This window comes from Paenibacillus hodogayensis, from assembly GCF_039536325.1.
Taxonomy (GTDB): domain Bacteria; phylum Bacillota; class Bacilli; order Paenibacillales; family NBRC-103111; genus Paenibacillus_AB; species Paenibacillus_AB hodogayensis.
The window spans coordinates 421,946-442,426 of the sequence record NZ_BAAAYO010000001.1; the positions used below are offsets into that span (position 1 = coordinate 421,946).

10 protein-coding genes are annotated in these 20,481 nt (G+C 55.8%); all 10 read right to left on the reverse strand.

The annotated features are described in order from the left end of the window. Window positions 1-38 precede the first annotated feature (38 nt). Entirely contained in the window at window positions 39-815 is a 777-nt protein-coding gene (locus ABD796_RS01595) for a phytanoyl-CoA dioxygenase family protein (protein ID WP_344901812.1), read from the reverse strand. A gap of 263 nt (window positions 816-1,078) precedes the next feature. Beyond that, window positions 1,079-2,845: a glycoside hydrolase family 2 protein gene (locus ABD796_RS01600; RefSeq protein ID WP_344901815.1), complete on the reverse strand. Its 1,767-nt coding sequence runs from the start codon at window positions 2,843-2,845 to the stop codon at window positions 1,079-1,081. A gap of 120 nt (window positions 2,846-2,965) precedes the next feature. Next, the gene (locus tag ABD796_RS01605; RefSeq protein WP_344901818.1) at window positions 2,966-4,657 is read right to left on the reverse strand and encodes a S41 family peptidase; all 1,692 of its coding nucleotides are present in this window, start codon (window positions 4,655-4,657) and stop codon (window positions 2,966-2,968) included. An 80-nt stretch (window positions 4,658-4,737) separates the two neighbouring features. Next, window positions 4,738-6,123 carry a sensor histidine kinase gene (locus ABD796_RS01610; protein ID WP_344901819.1) on the reverse strand — a complete coding sequence of 462 codons (1,386 nt, stop codon included), beginning with the start codon at window positions 6,121-6,123 and terminating at the stop codon, window positions 4,738-4,740. Then, on the reverse strand, window positions 6,123-6,800 hold the full coding sequence (locus ABD796_RS01615; protein ID WP_344901821.1) for a response regulator transcription factor: 678 nt from the start codon (window positions 6,798-6,800) through the stop codon (window positions 6,123-6,125). The genes ABD796_RS01610 and ABD796_RS01615 overlap by 1 nt, the downstream gene beginning before the upstream one ends. Before the next feature lie 490 nt (window positions 6,801-7,290). Beyond that, window positions 7,291-15,750 carry an S-layer homology domain-containing protein gene (locus ABD796_RS01620; protein WP_344901823.1) on the reverse strand — a complete coding sequence of 2,820 codons (8,460 nt, stop codon included), beginning with the start codon at window positions 15,748-15,750 and terminating at the stop codon, window positions 7,291-7,293. A 114-nt stretch (window positions 15,751-15,864) separates the two neighbouring features. Further along, complete coding sequence (locus tag ABD796_RS01625) at window positions 15,865-16,230, reverse strand: cytochrome-c oxidase (RefSeq protein ID WP_344901825.1); 366 nt, start codon at window positions 16,228-16,230, stop codon at window positions 15,865-15,867. A gap of 456 nt (window positions 16,231-16,686) precedes the next feature. Continuing rightward, window positions 16,687-18,732 carry a LuxR C-terminal-related transcriptional regulator gene (locus ABD796_RS01630; RefSeq protein WP_344901827.1) on the reverse strand — a complete coding sequence of 682 codons (2,046 nt, stop codon included), beginning with the start codon at window positions 18,730-18,732 and terminating at the stop codon, window positions 16,687-16,689. A 416-nt stretch (window positions 18,733-19,148) separates the two neighbouring features. Beyond that, window positions 19,149-19,901, reverse strand: coding sequence for an SDR family oxidoreductase (locus tag ABD796_RS01635; RefSeq protein ID WP_344901829.1), 753 nt, complete (start codon window positions 19,899-19,901; stop codon window positions 19,149-19,151). A gap of 49 nt (window positions 19,902-19,950) precedes the next feature. Then, window positions 19,951-20,406, reverse strand: a complete 456-nt coding sequence (locus ABD796_RS01640) for a DUF2269 family protein (protein ID WP_344901831.1) — start codon at window positions 20,404-20,406, stop codon at window positions 19,951-19,953. Window positions 20,407-20,481 lie beyond the last annotated feature (75 nt).

Genomic DNA, 20,481 nt, shown 5'->3' on the forward strand with positions numbered 1-20,481 from the left:
CATTCGTGTCACCGTGTTCACACGGTATTCAACTACTATTATTTCGCCAGCAAAGGGAAGGTTCCTCCCCGAATCGGCTCGTTTACCGTCAGACCGGCATTTTCGGTTACAATATGCTTCTTCCCGGTATACGTCGTTCCGTCCGGCATGTAGATGACGGCCAATACTCTGCGCGGCTTGTCGGTTAGATTCGCATGCGCATAATGAAACGTCAGGCCGTGATGGAACGTGCAGCTTCCTTTCTTCAGCGGCACGACGACCGGCTGACGCTCCTCGATACCTGTGCCCTGCGCGAATTCGAACAAGTTTTGCGGATTCGTCAGGCTGATTCCGGTCAGCTTGCCTACCTTATGGGAGCCCGGCACGAACATCATACAGCCGTTGCGTTCGTCTACATCGTCGACCGGTATCCATACGGACAACGCTCCGGGCTCGTTCATCGGCCAATAAGGCATATCCTGGTGCCAAGGCGTCGGCTTCGAATCGTTCGGCATTTTCCAAAGCGCATGGTCATGGAACAGCCGAATGCCGCTTGCTCCGCTTAATTGTCTCGCGATGTCCGCCGTCCTCGCATGAAGCGAATATTTGGACATGATGCCGTGATCGCGCCATACGTTCACTTTCTGGTTCAGCACCTTGGAATAGCTGCTGTTATTGGCGCCGTTAGCAATGGAGTTGACGCCCTCGGACACCATCGCTTCCTCCATCGCTCCCGCCAGCTCGTCGATTTCCTCGGCCGTGAATACGTCGTCTACCTGCACGAATCCGTTTTCCCGGTAAAATTCAAGTTGTTCCTCGGTCATCATCCGTTGCATAACAGATCATCCTCCCGCACTTGTGATAGCAACAATGTATCATGGCGAGCGAGTTCCCTTCTTGGGTAATTCGTTTGAAAACATGGACGATTCGTTGCGCCGTTGACGAAAAAAACTCCGGCTCCGACAGCACTTGAGCTGCGGAATCGGAGGTTGTTCGTTACTCATTCGACTATCCGATTGGACGGAACCGGCTGATCGGTCAGCGTACCCTGGTCTGAGCATACCTGGATCGATGACTTCCCCGGCAAGTTGGCTTTGCCTTAATTTTTTACAGGGCCGCCGAATATGTTCTTGATTTGCTCCAATGGCGCCTTCGGCACCCGATCGTAGGTCAGCAAGCCGTTAATCTCTTGCTCCACATCCGTCAACTGCGTATAACAAATGCCTTGAACATGCGGAGATTGCAGGAAAGGCTCCACAACATCCGCCAGTTTCTTAAGGAAATCTTCTTCGTTCTCAGCGCCGGAATACCCCCAGCCTTCCCACTCGCTTTTCTTAAAGGCGATACCGCCAAACTCGGTCACCAGAATCGGCTGTCCTTCGTATACCGTCCCCCCTACGAGAACCTCGCGCCGGTGAGACTTCGGCCCCAAGACTTTCTCCAGAGTGGCATAACGTTCCTCCAGCTCGCCCCGTTTCCACGCATAATCGTGAATGGTTACGAGATCGGTGCTCATACTCTCCCATCCGTCGTTGGAGACGACGAGACGGGTATCGTCAATCGACTTCGTCATATGGTACATCGCCAAGGCGTGCTGCTGCTGCCGCTTGTCGACGAGGATATTCGGCACGCCCCAGCTTTCATTGATCGGTACCCAAACCACGATGCTCGGATGATTGTAATCCCTTTCGATCGCTTCCTGCCATTCCTGCGTTACCTTGCGGACATAGTCTTCCGAATAGTTGTAAGCGTTGGCCATTTCTCCCCAGACAAGATACCCCAGCTTATCAGCCCAATACAGAAAGCGGGGATCCTCGATTTTCTGATGTTTGCGGGCACCGTTAAAGCCCATGGATTTGGCCAGCTCGATGTCTTGCTTCAACGCTTCGTCGCTCGGAGCCGTCAGGATTCCGTCCGGGAAGTAACCTTGATCGAGAACCAAGCGCATGAAATAGACCCGATTGTTAAGCATCACTTTACCCGCTTCGACGGAAATTTTGCGCATGCCGAAGTAGCTGTCCAACGTGTCCGCCGCCTGTCCGTCGACGAGCAGAGTTATGGTCACGTCGTAGAGGTTCGGCTTGTGCGGCGTCCACCAGCGACCGAGTCCGTGGTCATTAAAATCGTGAAGCTTGATGGCTATCGCTTCCTCAGCGTGTCGAGCACTGATGGTCGTACTGGTGAAATATTCGTCCTTGAAGCGAATATCGATCCGAACCTCTGCCTTGCAGCCTGCGGGCGCTTGGTTCAGGAACGTGCGAATATGAATCTCATTCCTGTCGATATCCGGCTTGAATTTCAACTTCCGAATGTGCAGCTTATGGACCGGCTCGATCCATACCGTCTGCCAAATGCCGGTAGTCCGCGTATAGAAAATCGAAGCCGAATCTTCCTTCCAATACTGCTTCCCGCGAGGGAGCGTCACATCGCGGCTGAAATCCTCCGCGCGAACGACCAGTACGTTGTCCCCTTGCTTGAGAGCCGATGTAATGTCCGCTTGGAACGGCGTGTGTCCGCCCTCGTGGAACGCGACCTGCCGCCCATTCACCCATACGGTTGCCGCATAGTCTACCGCCCCGAAGTGCAGTAGAATGTTGGGATTCGACCAATCCGCCAGGATGGTGAAGCTGCGTCTATACCATACCAGATCGTGAAAACCGGTCTCGCCAATTCCGCTTAATTTGCTTTGGTACGCGAACGGGACTTGAATTTGTTTGGAAAAGGCTTTGTCGCCAACCCACCACTGTTCTTTATCCCCAATGAGTTCATCGTCGAATTCAAACTCCCATGTTCCGTTTAAATTGAGCCAATGCTCCCTTACTAGCTGCGGACGCGGATATTCCGGCCGCAATATTTCTTGAGGCATGTCAGCACTTCCCTTTCATTAATTAACTTATAAATTAACATAATGACTATATAGTTAAATGATAAATTACCGCTCTTTTCCTGTCAACTATAATGTTTAATAGATAATCTGAATGGAGCACTAGCCATTAAAAGAAGCTAACGCATAATTCAATTCCACGTCCTGCCCTTCGATAACCTTCATCCTAAACGTTTGTTCGTTCATGGGGACCGTAATGTCGGGAGTCGCTCCGCCCTTTTGGCGTTCATCGCTATCGCCCTGAATCGTTTTGTCTCGATTGAGGGATCTGCCATCCGGGAACCGCACGACATATCCTCCCGGCATTTTCATTTCTATAGGAGCGGAGACGACGCCGAACGAACCGTTCGTGGACGTAAAGCCGATCATTTTGACATTGGGCATTCCTTTTAAGAACAAAGGCAAGCCTTCCCCCGAGCTTGCGGTGTTATGATTAATGAGCACAGCGATTTTCCCTGGAAAGTAAACCTGCGAAGGATAAACTATTCTGGTTTCGGCACGGTTGATTTCGAAACGTCCCGTATTCCGATTGTAGTAACTGACATATTCCAAGAGCTTTTTTTCGTTCACGAAATGCCCTGCCATTTGGGCAACAAGGTCATCTTCTCCCCCCGGATTATCCCGTAGATCGATGATGATTCCCTTTACATGCTTCTCTTGAAACTCTTTTATTTTATCTTCCAGCGCTTGCGCGGGATCGGATTGCGTTGTTCCGGGAAGGAAATATCTGATTTTAACGTATCCGTATTCCTTCTGAAGGATCTCGCCTTCCACGGGAGGATCTTCTTTCTTCAGCTTTACCTTCGTTTTCTTCAAGGTCTCGTATTGATCGTCGTAGGCTGTAAGCATCGCAGTCATAATCGCTTGATCGCCCCGATTCCGATATTCGACTTGAATTTCTTTGCCGATCGGAGCTCTTGCCAAGAACCGTCCTTGATTTTGGATCCGATCACCTTCGGTTGCCGACGGGTTCTCGCTCCAGAAAGTTTGGTCCAATGCTTTCTGAACGTCTTTCCCATCCCATGAAATGATTTCCGCTCCGAGTTTGATTCCGCTTTTGTCGGCCGGACTGCCCGCTAACAGCAAGCTAACCAAAACTTTGCCGTTATCCAATCGAACTGCGCTAATACCGACTCCGCCACCGACCTCTTTCTTAAACGTGTTATTATCATCGTACAGATGTTCGTTCGTTATTTTGATATGACCGTCACGGAAAGAAAAGAGATACTCCCTTAAAGTTTTATAGTAAAGGTTCGGATCTTGGTTGATTTCCGCTTGGAGGAATAGAGGCTCGTATTTATTTCTCTGTCCTTCCCAATCGATTTGTTTCCAGTCTCCGAAAGGATATTCGTTGGACAACCTTTCGTTCATCGCGATGAAAGCTTTGGAATAGCTCTGATGGCTTAAATCGCTCACCGGATTGTATCGAATTTCACCCGCAATGGATAATGCAAATAGCGTAGGCAGGGAACCAAGGACGCAAACGATAACCATGACGATCCGAATCTTCAGGGACATCGGCTTAATGGCCGGTTTGAAGATTCTTCCAACGGTGCATACGAAAAGGATGGCCGTAGAGGAGTAAATCAGCAGAGCCAATATAGAGGTATCGCCGTTGAAGAGGCTTATAACCGCAATGATTACACCGACGCTTGGTATAAAATCAAACCACCGGTTATTTTTGAGGAGGGGCAAAACATACCGTAACAAGACGAACAAGTTTAGCGCACATAAAATCACTTCCCAGACAGTCAACCATTTCAATGAATCGAAAACATCTTGAATAAAGCTCATCGTTCCTATTCCTCCGATCGGTTCAATGTGTTTCGCATAGAACTTAACGGAGAAATATGAACGGAGCGTGAACTCATTTTTTAAAGAACGGAATTGGTGGGAGGGACAGCGGGAAGCGTCACGGTGAACGTTGTGCCGAGGCCGACCGTACTATTCACCTCTATGCTTCCGCGATGGAGAGCAACGATTTTTTGGGAGATGGCAAGACCAAGTCCATTGCCGCTCCGGTCTTCGGCCCGCGATTTGTCCGCTTTGTAAAAGCGCTCGAAAATAGGGCTTAAATGCTCCGGCGCGATGCCGATCCCGGAATCGCTTATCGCCACGGCAATCTCATGAGGATGGGGTCGTTTGATCGCGATGAGGATTTGTCCGTCGCGGGATGTAAACTTGATGGCATTCCCGAGCAAATTCATCCAAACTTGATTGAGTTGATCCCGGTCTGCCGTTATTCTGACGCCGTTACCCGAAGCGGACTCTATGTCAACGTGAATACTTTTGGCCGACCACTGCGGCTCACACGCGACGATAACTCGCCGAATTTGCTCATCGAGGTTAAACGATTCCGTCTCGAACGGATGATGATCCGATTCGAGGGAAGTAAGCTTCAGCAGATTATCGCTGAGTCTGGACAACCTGTCACTTTCGGTAACGATAATATCCAAGTATTGGACGCGATCCTCCTCCGCAATAACCAGATTGCCATCTTTCAACGCCTTCGCGAATCCAGAGATGGAAGTTAACGGCGATTGGATTTCATGAGACACGTTCGATACGAAGTCCTGTCGCATCCGCTCCATCTGCTTGATTTCCCGAGCCATGTCGTTAATGCTCCGCGAGAGCGTTCCCAACTCGTCTCGGCGATTGATTTTCAACTGAACCTCGAAGTCGCCTTTGGCCAGCCGCTTGGTCGCGTCCGTCATCGCTTGAAGAGGCTTCACCAGGTATCGGGCAGCAACGAGAATGCACAAGCTTCCGATTGCGAGCATGAGGAACAGAATGGTGAAAAACAAACGGATGAGCGTGATTTCGTTCTTGGAAGAGCTCTGCAAAAATAAGGCATAACGTTTTCCTTCGGATGAAAACGGTAGGCCGACAAACGTTCCTTTATCTTCTCCTTGCGAACGGTACAGCTCACCGCTCAGCACCTTGCGAACGGCTTCCGGGCTTATCCCTTCAGTCTTCTTGCCATTGGTCGGTACATAGGAGCTCACCCCGCCATTGCCGTCGTAAAGCTGCAAAGTATAGGAGACCATTTCGGCCATATTATCCATGAAAGCAACCAAATCCGGAGGATTCGTTTGCTCGTACACGCGTTTTATACGATCGCCGACCGCAATCATATCGTTTTTCCCCGTATCGTTTAGATCATTCTGGAATAGAGCAAGGGCGAGGAGAAGGGATGAGATCAAGCTGATGACGATAACGGCCAGAAAAGTCAGCACGTAGCGAACGTATAACGTTTTCATCAAGGATTCACCGCCAGACGATAGCCGACGCTTCGTGCCGTTTCAATTCGAAAATGGCGGTCATCCCCAGCAAAGCGTTCCCGCAGCCTCTTGATATGTACGTCGACGGTCCTGTCGTCGCCTTCATAATCCATGCCCCAAATCTGCGTGATCAGCTGTTCTCTCGTAAAAATCTGCCCCGGGTGGCTGGCAAGCATGAACAGCAGTTCGAATTCTTTCAGAGGCAAAGCCAATTCCTCTTCTCCCCGCATGACCTTATACGTTTTCCGGTTCAGCACGATGTTGCCCAACGGGATGACCTGGGACGAGGCAATACGGTATCGCCTCAGTAACGCTTTCACCCTCATCACAAGCTCGACCGGATCGAACGGCTTCGTCATATAATCGTCGGTTCCGAGCTGGAAGCCTTTTATCTTTTGACCTGATTCGCCCTTGGCCGTTACCATCAGGAGCGGAATGTCGGGGTCGCTTTTCCGAATCTCATTGCACAAATCCCATCCGTCCATCTGCGGCATCATAATGTCAAGGATAACCAGATCGATTCCCGAACCTTTGACGATGGCATGCGCATCGATGCCGTTGTCCGCCTCGGTCAGATCGAACCCTTCCTTCTTCAAGTAAAGGCGCATCAGGGCGCGAATGTGCGGATCGTCGTCCACGATAAGAATTTTGACCATATTCATAATCCTCCAATAGGAAGCTATATAAGCTGAACGAAAGAACTTCATGGAAAGGCGGAGTGAAATGGAGAAAAGGGATGAGCCTTGCAAGCGAGTTTTGGCTTTGAACTCCTGCCGCTACAAGGTTTATTCCATAAAAAGGAGTTCAAAACAACATGTTTGAAGCGGCAAGGCAATTCTTTTCGGAATGCAACGGACTTCAATCATTCGTTCAACTTATATATAACCTAACTGGGTCATCTCGCGAAACGGAAAATCAAAGAATATTAACAGACATTACTATGATATCAATAATTGTGTCAAGGCTTGCTTCGAAACCCCATTTTGAAACCAGCGACAACGATATCTATCTTCCGAGCCAAATCTGATAATCGATGCCCATCATCCGCCGGATACCCAGTATGAAACGGCAAAGCCGCTTCTCCTCCCCGTCTAGGGAAGAGAAGCGGCTCTGTGCTGCCAACGCCAGTGGTACAATTGAACCGGCTTACCACTTATAAGACTTGCAGCCCTTGGCCTTCAAGGCCAGCTCGGTGGTACTCGGCTTGAAGAGATCGAGGATATTCTTGCCAAGATTCTCCTCTTTTCCTTTCACCGACGCCTTCTCCAGCGGGCTGAACAGATCTGTCTTGAACGGCCCCATCTCCAATTTACCGATAGGGTCAACGTCCAGGCAACCGCCTTCCCATTGATCCTTCAGCTTGACTCCGAGCGTTAGGGCCAGCGCTCCTTTTGTAATTTTGGCGGTTGCTTCGACCGACAAACCATCCGCGGTCAAGCCCTCGAACGGTGCGATATCCAGGCCGCCCCCTACACCAAAGCCCGCCTCCAGGCAGGAGGAAAAGCCTTCTTTGTTAATGCAGACGCGCCCGCCTCCGCCTATTCCGTCATAAGCGGTTGCCCCGATACACATCGTCCCGCACGGATCGCGGTACTGCACCGGATTATTGTTGACATAGGCATACAGATTCGCCTGACCGCTCTCGAACAGAATCGGATCGCGCGCCGTCCACCTGCCCGACAGTGTATCCAGATCGCGCGCGCCGAACCTCACCAGTCCCGTTCCCCGGTCCTCCAGTCCGCCCGCATACCCGATCGGCAGCGCAAATCCCGGATTCGAATCCGACAGCACGCCTCCGTAGCTGTCATACTTTAGCTGCTTGATGACCTTCCCCTGACCGTCCAGCACCTGCTGCGGCGTCCCCACGCCGTCTGTGATCACATAATAACGGACATTGTTTCGCTCCAGCCCGATCAGCAGACCGTCATAGTCGTACAAGTAATTCGTCAGCTCCCCGTTTTCGTTCACCGTGCTCGTCACCAGCTGCAGCGATGTCGGGTCTCCGTACAAATACTGGATAAAACGCCCGGCTCCGTCCTCGCGGTACGTTTGTCTTCCCAGCGCGTCGTACGCATACCTGTAAGTGGCTCCGGACACGGTAGCCGTCAGCAGCTCCCCTCGCACTCCATACTTGAACGTATCCGCGCCGCGCTGACGAAGATAGCCGTCTTCATCGAAGCTGTACGCCGTTCCGCCTACAGCCGTCAGTACATCATGCGGTCCGTAGCTGCTCGTCATCCGCTCCGACCCCGTTACCTCCCGGGCAATCCGGTTTTTGTTCGCATCGTATTCATACGCTTCCGTCGTCACGCCTCCCGGACCGCTGCGCTGCGCATTCGTCAGCTGCCCGTCAAGATCGAAGGTATACACGGTCGTCTCCGTTCCTTCCGGCGTCGTCACCGTCAAGCTCGCGACGCTGCCGCTCAGGTCGTATTCAGGCCGGGTGCGGTATACTTCACGCCCGCCCAGCGTATAGACCCGCTCCTTCTGACGGCCCAGCTCGTCGTAGGTCTGCGTCACCTGCAGCTTGCCGTCATTCATCCCCGCTACGCTTCCGTTCGGGCCGCTGCGGTCGAACGTGAACGGTCCGTACTTGACTAGCCGGTTGGCGGCATCCCTGCCCAGATCGGTCGTCACGTAAGCGGTCTGCGACACGCCATAGACCATTCTTGTGACAGAAGTCTGGATTCTTGTCAGATTGGCCAATATGTCGTATGAATAATCATAAACACCTTTGGCCTTGCCCGTGATCGTCTGCTTGCTCACCTGATCGCCGACATAGGAATATTCGTTGATTTGCGGCAGCGATCCGGGGGTCAGACCGACGCTTTCCAGCTTCTTCGCCCGGTCCGTATGATCGGCATATTCGAACGTGCGGCGGATATCCGCATCGTTCATGCCGGTGATCCGCTTGCCGCCCGCCGCATCGTAAACATAGTCGATCTGACGGCCGCTGCGCAGCGTCGACCGCTCCAATATGCCTCCGGCTCCATGCTCCAGACTGATCCAGTCGGGCACCTCTGCGGACGCAAATCCCGCAAACTGGCCCAGCTCATTGTAGCTTTGCCGGTAAGACGTTCCGTCCGGCATAGTCAGACCGGTCAGTTGCCCCAGCTCGTCAAACGAACTGCCGTACACTTTGCCGCCCGACGTTGTGGAGGAGATCAACCGGTCGGCTTCGTCATAAGCGAACGACCTTGTCCGGCCGGCTGCATCCGTCAAAGCCGTGAGCCGATTCCGCTCGTCATACGTGTACTTGGCCAGCTGCTCTCCGCGCGTTGCCTGGGAGAGCCGTCCCTTCCCGTCGTACGAATACACAAGTGGAACAAGCTGCTGTCCCGGCCATTCCACCTGGACAACCCGGCCGGCTTCGTCGTAAGAGAACACCTGCTTCAACCCGTCAGGCCCCGTCTCGGTCAATCGCCGAGTCGCCGCTTCGTACTTCACCTCGGTTACGGACGTCCCCGTTTTGTAAATATGAGTCAACGATTTCAAGCTCCCGTCTTCATGCATCTCCACAGCGCGCGTTTCGTTAAAGGTCGCCTTCTTTCCGTCAGGCTGTGTCAGCGTCGACTCCTTCATGACCGGCACATCCATATCCCAGCGCGGATCGCCTGTCATCGTCTTCGTCATGACGCTTCCGTCCGGAAGCTCGATCCGCTCGCTGCCCGGCCGCACCGTGGCCACCAGACGCACACCGTCCGGGTCGGTGGTCGTGCGCTGCACGCCGCCTTCGATTCGTTTCGTCTCATATACAGTCGAGCGGCCCGCCGCATCGGTGAAGGTGACTGTCGTCCCATCGGCCGTATCTGTGTGGCTCAGCGTCTGCACGCCTCCGGCCCCGTTCTCGGCACGGATCAGCAATCCGTCCTCGTCGTAAGCGTAGCGGCTGGTCTGCTCCAGCGGATTGACGAAGGTTTGCAGCAGTCCCCCGGCATCATATGTCATCCGGTACGTTTCGCCAGCCGGACTTGTGACCGCAACCAGACGGCCCTGTTCATCCGTCGTCAGTTGAGTCCGCTGGCCGCCGGCCCCGACAATCGCCACCGGCTTGCCGGCACCATCCCGCTCGATCTTTATAAAGTTTTCGCTCCGGTCAGTAATCCGCACCAGACGGCCTTCCTCGTCATAATCCAGCTTGGTCAATACAGCCTCTGTCAAGGCGTCCGTTGTCTGGAGATGCGTTCCGTCCTCACCTTTGAACCGGTAAACAACCTGGCCGCCTTCGTCGGGAGTCGCAATCAGGCTCTGAGATTCGCTCACCAGAAAATAGCGGACTTGATAACGATCATTCATTGTTGCAACAATATGTCCGCCGTCAGCGGTAACGGCTGTCAAGTCAAAATTCTGCGTCGCCTGTTCCAAGACCCACGACGGACTCTCCAGCTTCTCCAATAGTCCGTCCTGTTCAACACGGTAAACATTCCCGCCTCCGGTTCTGAAATAGACCCGGTCCCGCGCGTCCAGAAAAAATTTGCTAAATCCGCTTGACATCGTATTGTTAACGAAATAAAACTCGGCTTCCGTCGCTTTCATACCGTGAGCGGCTGGCCTGCTGCCAGGCTCATCGAGCAGCACACCCACCACCCGTGACAAGGTGCCGTCGGGACTTAGCTTGCGCACCCTTGTGAATGTGCGGTAGTCGTACCACAGCGTACCACCAGTCGTATCGGACATATACAGAGAGCCGTCGCTTCCCATCCGGATCTGCTCCACTGCGCCGACTCCCGCCTTGTCGCCGGGACCGCTATCCTTGCCTTTGGCCATATGATCTCCAAGCGTTTGGAGGATGCCGTCCGGACCGATTTTGTACAGGGTGGTCCGATACGGAACCAGATTGCGGTCACCCGGACGAATCGGGTAAGACGTGAAGTAGACAGAGCCGTCCGTACTTGCCGCCAGCTCGAAGATGTTTGCCAGTGCTACGTTTTTGGCCTCCGCTCCATCCGGCAGAGGGGTCGTAGGGCCCCCTCTGCCCGTGCCTGCAATAACCTCCCAGTTGGTCTGCCCCTTCGTTTTGCGAAGCAGCTGGTATTTGCCGGAATCGTAGCTATAGATCGTCCCCTGGGCGTCAACCGCGATTACGCTCCCGTTGGATACCGGAACATCCGCCACCTTGACTACTCTTCCTCTCGGATCGAGTCCCGCAATCACTCTGCTCTGCTTGGTGAAGTTGACGGCAGAATAGTAGATCCACCCGTCCATGCCTGTTGTCATCGTACCGTAGTCGATGGTATACCCTTCAAGCGAGAAGCCTCCGCCCATCTTGCCGGTGAAGTCCACTTCGCCCCGCAACGACATGGTTTTAGTCTGCGTCGTGCCGTCTCCCAGCAGCAGTCTCTTCGTGCCGTCATAGTAAACATGATGCGGGTCAAGGCTCCACCCTGCAACGCCGGCGGCTGCGTATGGGTTTCGGGGGCTCTCCAAAGCTCCGCTCCAAACTTGGCCCAAACTAATCTCAGATGTGTTTCGACTCGCTGTGAGAACGGAGGATGGAGCCGCCGAAATACGGCCGAAGCTGCGCTCGAATTCAGCGGTTGACGGATAATACTGGATCTTATACACATAATCGACTTGGACCGTGTATGGATAGGAGCCCGTCAGCTCGCGGTCATAAGCATCCTTCCCGTCCCACTCGAACGTGTACGTCTTGTTCGGGGCCGGGGCGAAGCTTGCCCGGTGCAGCTTGCCTCCGATCTGGATGCTCACGTTCATCCTCAGCAGCGAAGCCGGCAGCGGTCTGCCGTCGCTCACCGGAATCTCCAGCGTCGACTTCGCCTTGTAGCCTTCCTCCCGCTCGCTCATGTAATTCAGCATATACGGCGTTCCTGCGATCGGGATCTGCTGCCCCAGCGTCTGGTTCTGGCAGCCGATGATCGAGCCCTTCTTCTTGCACGGATCGTTTTCCTTCTTCCGCTTCTCCCTCGGCTCCCGATCCGGCGGCGATTCGGCGTCTCCCGGAGGTCCGTACGGCCAGTTGTGGTCATACGGCGTGAAGTGCGTGATTGGCACCCGCCACAGCGTCTTCCCCGGCTCATACAGCTCCGCCAGCTTCCGCTGCTCCTCCTCCGTAACACCCAGCTTCGCCAGCTGCTCCGCGCTGTCCGCCGCTCCGTCTCCGTCCGCATCGATCCCGGCCAGGCCGTTCGTCTCCGAGACGATCCCGATCACCTTGCCGTTCGGCGACGCGATCCATCGCCCTTTCTCCCGGTCATAGTACGCATTCGGTACCGTTTCCCCAACCGGGAAGCCGATGAAGTTATCCAGGTAATGGTACACCTCCCGGTCGAAGATTACCTCCGTCGCTCCCGCCTGCACTGCTTCGTCCGCCGATAGCTCCACCGCATACGTATACGCCACATACGGCGGCAGCTCGCCCGGCATCGCCTTCGGTCCCTTCGGCCCTGCCGTATACTCCGTCGAGCGGAAGCTGATGCTCGGCAGCGGCTGCTCCGTCCCGTCCGGCAGCTTCATCGTCGCCGTCGTCCCCGCCGGGAACAGCACTGTCGACTGGCGGCTTCCGTCCTCATCCGTTACCGGCGTACCCCGCGCTGCCTGGATTTCCGTGCTGTTCTCCAGCTGCACCTGCGTCACCTTGCTGTCGTACGCCGTCAGCACCACATCCTCCAGATGCTCGTAATCCCCCGGCGTCGCCTGCTTTTTCCGCTGCACGGTCATATACCCGTCCTTCTCATATTGCAGCGTCCAAATCCCGTCTCCGTTCACCGCAAGGTCGAACATCCCGTCCGCCCGGCTCAGCGTCTGACCCCACTCCGGATGATCCAGCACCGTGATGCGCGCGCCGCCTATCGGCGCCTGGGCAGTGTCCAGCACGCGCCCTCTCAGCACGCCTGCACGCTCCGCTTCGATCGCGCCCGGCTGCACGCCCGTCTGGATCGGATTCGCTCCCGTGTACAGGAAGTCCGTCATCGCCTGGAAGCTCGCTTGGCCCGAGGCCGGCAGCTCCGTCGCTACGCTGCCCGGATCGGGCGGCAGATTGCCTCCGCCACCGCCGGTCGGCGTCGCTTGCACCGCGCCGGACTTCGTTGACTCGTTGCCGCTCTCGTCATAGGCCGCTACGGCCAGCTCATAGGCTATGCCATTGGACAGGCCGGTCGCGGTGTAAGAGGCGGTCTTTCCGGCCTCTTGCGCCGCTCCCCACGAACTTGCCCCTGCCGCCCGGACATAAACCCGGTAGCCGGCCAGATCGGCCTCTGCGTTCGCCGTCCAGTTCAGTGCGACCCGGCCGTCTCCCGCGACGGCAGCCAGCCCGGCGGGCACGGCCGGCGGCGTCGTGTCCGGCTGTTCTTCGCTCAGCGGCGTCGCACTGACGGTCGCCGACTTCGCGGAAATATTGCCGCTCGTGTCGCACGCTGCAATGGCAAACTCATACGTCCGGTCATGCCAGACGTCGAGCACCGTATACGTCGTCTCACGGCCAACGTCAACGCCCCCGCTCCAGATCGGACTTCCCATCACGCGGCTGTAGATCCGGTAACTGTCCAGATCCGCTTCCGTGTTCGCCGTCCAGCTCAGTTGAATTTTCCGCACGCCCGGCTCTGCCCTCAGCCCGCTTGGCACGGCCGGGGGCTCCCGGTCAGGAGTCTGGCCGTTCCGCGGCGTCTCACGCCTCATCTCGGATTTGGCTGACTCGTTGCCGCTCGTATCGTAAGCGCTCACGGCAAATTCATACGTGGTTCCGTTCGTCAGTCCGGTAACCGTATACCCGTTCTCGCGTCCGGGCTTGTCGGATTCGCTCCAGGCCGTTCCTTCAGACACGCGCCAGTAGATCCGGTAACCGGCCAGATCGTCCTCTCTGCTCGGCTCCCAGGTGAGGATTACCTTCCCGTCCCCCGAATCTGCTCTCAATTCGCTCGGCACAGCCGGAGGCGTTACATCCGGCGGCGGATTGCCTGCTTTCGGCGTTGCCCGTACGAGCTCCGACTTCGCGGACTCATTGCCGCTCTTGTCGTAAGCCGCTACCGCGAACTCGTAAGCCCGGCCGTTCGTCAGCTCGCTCGCCGTATGCGATACGGACAAGCCAGCATCGGTTCGGATGCTCCACTCCTGAGCGCCTTCCTCGCGCCCATAGATCCGGTAGCCGGCCAAGTCGCTCTCGGCGTTCGCCGTCCAGGCCAGCGCGATCAGCCCGTCTCCGGACTCCGCTCTCAGTCCGTCCGGTACCGCCGGCGGCGTCCGATCCGGCGTATGCGAGCCGCCGTCCTCTGAGCCTCCGCCCACCGAGCCACCGCCGTCCCCACTTCCACTTCCGCCGCCGGAGCTTGTTGGCGCCACTCCGTCCAGGCGAAGCACGCCCAGATCCAGCTTGGCTCCTGCTTTGGGGGCCGTGTATGTCCCTGGCGCGTCCGTACGGACGCATTCGCAGCTCTCCGACTTCGCCTCCTCGCTGTCCAGCAAAGCCAGCGCCTTCTTCGCCTGCTCCGTCTGCAGCAGCTCCGGCTCAGCCTTCCCTGCCTTCGCAGCAGCCGCACGAATGCTTTCATCCGCGATATACGACAGCCGGTATGTACGCTCCGGCTCGACAAACGCGGTGAAAGAACCATCGGCTTTCGTTATCGCATAATAAGTCGGATTCGTCGTAAACGCCAGAACTACTCCGCCCGCCGACTTGCCGTCGTCTCCCGTCAGCTTGCCCTCCAGCACGGCTGCCTTGCTTGCAATCATGTCATAGGCCGACGTACCAGGGGCCCAATCCACGCTCCGGAAGCCCACGACGCCGTCGCCTGTCGCATAAATATCGTACGCCCCGCCTTTCCACTCTCCGGGCAAGGTATAGCTGCCTCGATCGTCTGTCCGCCCCGCAGCGAGTTGGGCCCGCTTGCCCTTCAAGTGAACACGAACGAGCGTATTGGCCAGCGGCTGCCCATCTGCAGACTTGACCGCAACGGTCAGCGAAGCCGCCTTCTCCGGACCTATCAGCAGCTTCCATGTGCGATGGATCGCCACCGCCGCTTCCGCGCGGGTCAGACTCTTCTCGCCGCGGAACGCTCCATCCTCATAGCCTTGGAGAATGCCAGCCTCATGAAGAGCCGAGATAGACGGAGCCGCCCAGAACGGAATCCGGCCGCTGTCGGTGAATGCAGCCTCTCGGTCAGCCTTCCGGCCTGTCAGCCGGCCCAGCATGACAGCCGTTTCCTGGCGGTTCAAGAGAGCCTGCGGCCGGAATGCTCCAGCCGCATCCCCTTCCACCAGCCCCAGCCGAGCCGCCTTCTTCACTTCCTCCGCATACCACTCATCCTTGACATCCGTGAAGACCGCTTCCCGCGTTTGACCGTTTCCGAACTGCGGCAGCTTGGCCGCCAGCCGGTTCAGCATCGCAGTGAACTCCGCCCGGGTTACAGCCCGGTCCGGCTGGAACGTTCCGTCTTCATAGCCGCTCAGGACGCCCGCGTCCGCCAGCTCCGTAACTTCGCCCAAAGCCCATGAGGGCAATCTGTCGTTCCATCCCGCAGCGCCGCTGCCTTCGCTTTCCCTGTTCCCCGGCCAAGCCGCAGGGTCCGCAGCACCCGCCACAGCCAGCGGCTGCACGGCAAGCAATGCTGCCAGCAGCAGCGGCATATTCCGTTTGATCAGCTTTCTATACATATTGTGCCTCCTCATCCCAACTACATATTTTTGCGGCCGCCCCGACCCGCGCGTAACCATCTATCCGACTAGACGCGTCACTCAATTCTCGGCTCATGCAGGTAGTTCAGATCGTTATAACACGTGACGAACGGCATTGACTGAAAACAAAATCGTGCCTACTACCACGAACACGCCTCCGACCGAAACGGCGGCTAGGAAAGCGGCGCTTCCCGTCAGCAGCATACACGCGAGCCCTGCCATCATGAGCGGAATACCGAGCATATGAAGCCAAAAATGCCATTTGCCGAGTTTGGAATTGGCGGCATCGGGAAACAGATGATACAGCAAGCCCCCGAGCGCCAGCGACACCCACCCAAGCAAATTAATGTGAGCGTGAACCGGGGACAGCGCGTAGTTTTCCGTCATGGACATCGCCATGCCCATGACAACCCCTATGACAAAATAGAAAGTGGAACCGACGATCATTTTCTTGGCCAAAGTAAGTCTCCTCCTCCATACGATTACATCGTTCATCTCCTTGTATTTCCTTGCGCCGAGCACGAAAGCATGCACTGGCGAGGAACCCAAGCGCTCCGTTCGATATCCGGTCAATCTTGCGAATTTACCTGCACCTCCCAATTCCGCAACGTTCCGAGGACTGAGGCAGCCTCGACCCGTGCATGCTCCATCGTTGAAGATACGCTCCCGTTCGAACATGCACACCCTTCCCGGCGACCGCCCTCCGGATACAATCGGCGGCTCACATGCCATTCAATGTATCACGGCCGGCTTCATCCCGGTATTATACGATCGTATAATCATGGTTGCGGATGGAACCTTGTACACTGTGCGCTTCCGCCTTTCACCAGACGGCATCTCCTCGCTGTTGCGCTGCCAAACGCACAAAAAGCCCGCATCCCGAATGGGACGCGAGCGTATAGCGGCACCGCCTTGTCAGCCGATGCGCGGCTTTCCGGAAAACAGCTTGATCAATTGGCCGCGTCCTTTCACCGACAGCTTGCCGTAGATCGAGCTGACATGCTTCTTTACCGTAATTTCGCTGACAAACAGCGCTTTGGCGATCTCCCCGTTCGTCAAGCCGTCCAGAACGAGGGCAACGACTTCCCGCTCCCGTTCCGTAAGCTGGCTGCCCGGGCCATCGAACAAATCCGGCTCGTCCGGAAGGCCGCCGCGTCTCAGCAAAAAGCGGAGAAACGTCTCCAGTTTGTCTCCCCGCGTATCGAGCACGAACGACGGGGTCGGCGTTTTGCCATCGTAATGCCGGTGAACGACTCCCGCCGCCGGCTGAAAGCCGAGATTCAGGTGCGACATGCGGAAAAACTCCATCGGCGGCGGAGAGGCGAAGAAAAGCCCGCCTGAACACATGTACGAAAACATCAAATACATCGTCTCGAGCACCATGTCCTGGTTTTGCCAGTCGGCATAGTCGATCGTCCGGATAAACCATCCCGCTCGCCCGGGAGGCTCGGCCTCGAGAAGCCGGCGCTCCGACGGCGTCAGCGAGCTCAAATACGGACTTGCGAACGGATCCCGGCTTAAGGAAGGCAAGGTACCCCTGTGGATCGGAACGATAACGGCCAGTCCGATCGCTTCTCCGTTCGCGGAACGAAGCAGCATGGCCGACTGCTGGTCAAGCTCGACCCAAGTACGCAAATCCAGATGTTTGATCGTCATCGTCATGTCTTCTTTGCCCACGAATTCTTCGTAGCGCTCTTCCGTTTCCGGGTCCATGCCGGATAACATCAAAGGCGTCGCCGCTTCGAGCCGTCTGCGCAAATACGTTTCCCCTTCGCCCAAATTCGCAGGCGTCACCAGCTCCCATGTATACCGGCCGCGGGAGTAGGATTGAAGCAGGGAGCGTATGAGCGGAATCCCCGTGTAATAAAACAGCTCGCCGACTTCCCACTCCGTGTTCCGGTAGGAAGCGGCTTCGCGGATTCGCGCTGCGTAATAAAGCGCCGCTCTGGCGCGCATCCGCTCGAAATAAGCCGGCATCCGCTCCTCGAGCTGCTTGCGCGTAGCCATTCGCATCAAATCGTGGAGCATCCAGCCACGCTCCGTCTTCCGGACGAAGGACAGGGAGGCGAGCTGCCCGAACGTTTCGTCGTCGATGTCCCGGTCCATGACCGCCTGAAGCACTTCCCTGTTGACGTGCAGCAATACGGCCGCCGTCTCCACTACTTTCCTCAGCAAATCGTCAGGCACTTCCCTCAGCCATGCCTTGGCCAAATGCTCAAACCATTCCGTCCAGTCCCCCGAGCGGCCGGCCCAATCCTCATCCGGCCGGACGACGGACGCCAGCGACAGCGCGAGCGGATGGCCGCCAGTCTTGTGCCAGACGGCTTCGATCCGCTCCTCGTCGGCCAAGCCGCATTGCCGCAAATAGGCCGCGCTTTCCGGCCCGGTCAATTGCTCCAGCGGCATGAACAGGATGCGTTCGCGCAGCGCCGGGGAAAGAATCCATTTATCTTTCAGCCGATAGCGGCCCGCCGCGATCAACAGGATCCCGTCCGGCAGCCACTTCATAAACCGCTCCCGTATCCAGCTGTCGAGGTCGCCCATTTCCTCGTACGTGTCCAGCGCGATAATGACCTTCGTTTGCGTGGCCAATTGATCCAAACGGGCGAAGCAAGCATCCGTCGGATCGGAAAGCGGTGGATATCCGCCCGGCATTTGCCGCAGCAGCTGCCGGCACAGCAAATCTCCTTTATGGTTGAAATCGCGGCTGTCCACCTGCAGCATAATCGCGCCTGCTCGTGCGGCCTGACGGCGGAATGCGTCCAACAGGAAGCTTTTGCCGATGCCGGCCGTTCCGTACAGGCTCCATATCGTTTTGCCATCTACCTCGCCGGACAAATAACGGCTAAAGACCGCAAGCTGCTCGCCGCGGCCCGCGATATACTGATCCTCTCGCAGATCGATCCTATTCATTGATTCCCGCCCGTCCCATGCGGCGGATTTGTCCATGTCGTTCGGCACCTTTACCATTCCCCTTGATCGTTTCAAAGCTTAGTCCCGGACACCGGACTGATCCGGACGTGAAACGGGCCGCTCCAACTTATCTACTACGGAATTCAGGGGGAACATGGTCTAATGTTCTTGCCTTTGCACGGATGCAGTCCAAGGTTGTTTCAGCTTGTATGAAATCGGTTCTCCCTGAATAAGCGATTCGCCGCACCCTCTCCAAAATCCTTTTTCTAACAGAACGAACCCTTAACATGGAAAAAGCCGCACGGGCTGCGACTTTGAACGGGCATAGAACATTTCTGCCCCGTGCGGGGGATCGACAAACCAAAAAATGGAATCGCCCTTGCCTGGCTGCCTTAGCCAGATGAAGGGCGATTCTGAGCCTGGAGACGCGCGCCTTGCCCGTCGCTTATTCGGCAGCGCAGATTCTAATCCATATTGATGCCACCGTTCACTTTCATACAGGTTCCGGTGACGAACCTGCTTTCCTCGCTGGCGAAAAAGGCAATCGCACCCGAAATATCATCCGGCACGGCTACTCGCTGCATCGGAGTCATAGCAGCGACCTGCCGCTTGATCACTTCCGGCGTTTCGCTTGATGCTTCCGTCTCGACCAGTCCGGGTGAAACGATGTTGGCTGTCACTCCATAAGGGGCGTTCTCCAGCGCCACATATTTGACAAATGCATCGAGCGCTGCTTTGGCCGAGCCGTGTGCAGCCATATAAGGCAATGGAGCTTCGGCCGCATTGCTGGAGATGTAAATCAATCTTCCGTATTTCCGTTCGATCATGGCGGGTAACACGATTTTCGTCAAAGTAAAAGCGGCTTTCATCTCATCATTCAACTTCTGAGCAAGCTCCTCCCACTGCATCTCCATTACCGGCTTCATGACGAAGGACATATGCGCATTGTTCACCAGGATGTCGATGTCGCCCCATGTCGCCCGAATGGGGGCCAGCGCTTCCCTCACTTGTTCGGGATCGCGCACGTCCGCTTTGGCAAGCGCAGCTTCCCCTCCGGCTTGTCGAATCCGGTCCACGACAGCCTGCGCCGATTCCGACTGGCGAACATAATTCACAACAACTTTGGCCCCTTGCAGAGCCAGCGTTAGTGCGGCAGCCGCCCCGATTCCACGGCCCCCTCCCGATACGAAAGCGACTTTTCCATTTAAATGTTTCATCCCGTTCTCCTCCAATTTTTATTAGGTTCTTCCTTGACCATGTCAAAACTCACATCGGTTTTACAATCATGATAATGATCAGTGCAGTACCCAGAATGGAAGCCGTATTGTATAGCCGGTTTGATTTTGCGAGAAGAGCTTGGCTGCTATCTGGCGCGATTGGATTGTTTTCCCTATCGTCCGCAGTGTTCAGCACCTGAACGAGTTGATTCAATACCGGGCTAAGCATGCCTACCGCAACTACCTGAATGAGCACATACAAGACCAAGGAAATGAGAATCCATAAATCTGAAAAGTTCCACCCTGAAAAGGCAACGAGCAGGATACCCGAGACTACGGCAATCGAACCGCCGATTTTCGGAAAATAGTTCAGCAGCTTGAACAGGGACAACGATTGAAGAAGCTGCTCGCGGCGTTGTTTCTTCCGCAGTAAAATATGACCGAAATACGTCGGTCCGATTCCAAGCACTGCTGACAGTACATGAATCGTTACAAGCCAATTCATAGTTCCATTCCTCCACTTTTTCCTTTCTTTCAAAGACGGTTTTGTTACCCGACAAAACTCCATCAAGAGAACATC

Coding starts and splice junctions, on each gene's coding strand:
- ABD796_RS01605 (WP_344901818.1), bottom strand. CDS start 4,657: ATGAGCTTTATTCAAGATGTTTTCGATTCATTGAAATGGTTGACTGTC.
- ABD796_RS01640 (WP_344901831.1), bottom strand. CDS start 20,406: ATGAATTGGCTTGTAACGATTCATGTACTGTCAGCAGTGCTTGGAATC.
- ABD796_RS01615 (WP_344901821.1), bottom strand. CDS start 6,800: ATGGTCAAAATTCTTATCGTGGACGACGATCCGCACATTCGCGCCCTG.
- ABD796_RS01595 (WP_344901812.1), bottom strand. CDS start 815: ATGCAACGGATGATGACCGAGGAACAACTTGAATTTTACCGGGAAAAC.
- ABD796_RS01600 (WP_344901815.1), bottom strand. CDS start 2,845: ATGCCTCAAGAAATATTGCGGCCGGAATATCCGCGTCCGCAGCTAGTA.
- ABD796_RS01635 (WP_344901829.1), bottom strand. CDS start 19,901: ATGAAACATTTAAATGGAAAAGTCGCTTTCGTATCGGGAGGGGGCCGT.
- ABD796_RS01610 (WP_344901819.1), bottom strand. CDS start 6,123: ATGAAAACGTTATACGTTCGCTACGTGCTGACTTTTCTGGCCGTTATC.
- ABD796_RS01620 (WP_344901823.1), bottom strand. CDS start 15,750: ATGTATAGAAAGCTGATCAAACGGAATATGCCGCTGCTGCTGGCAGCA.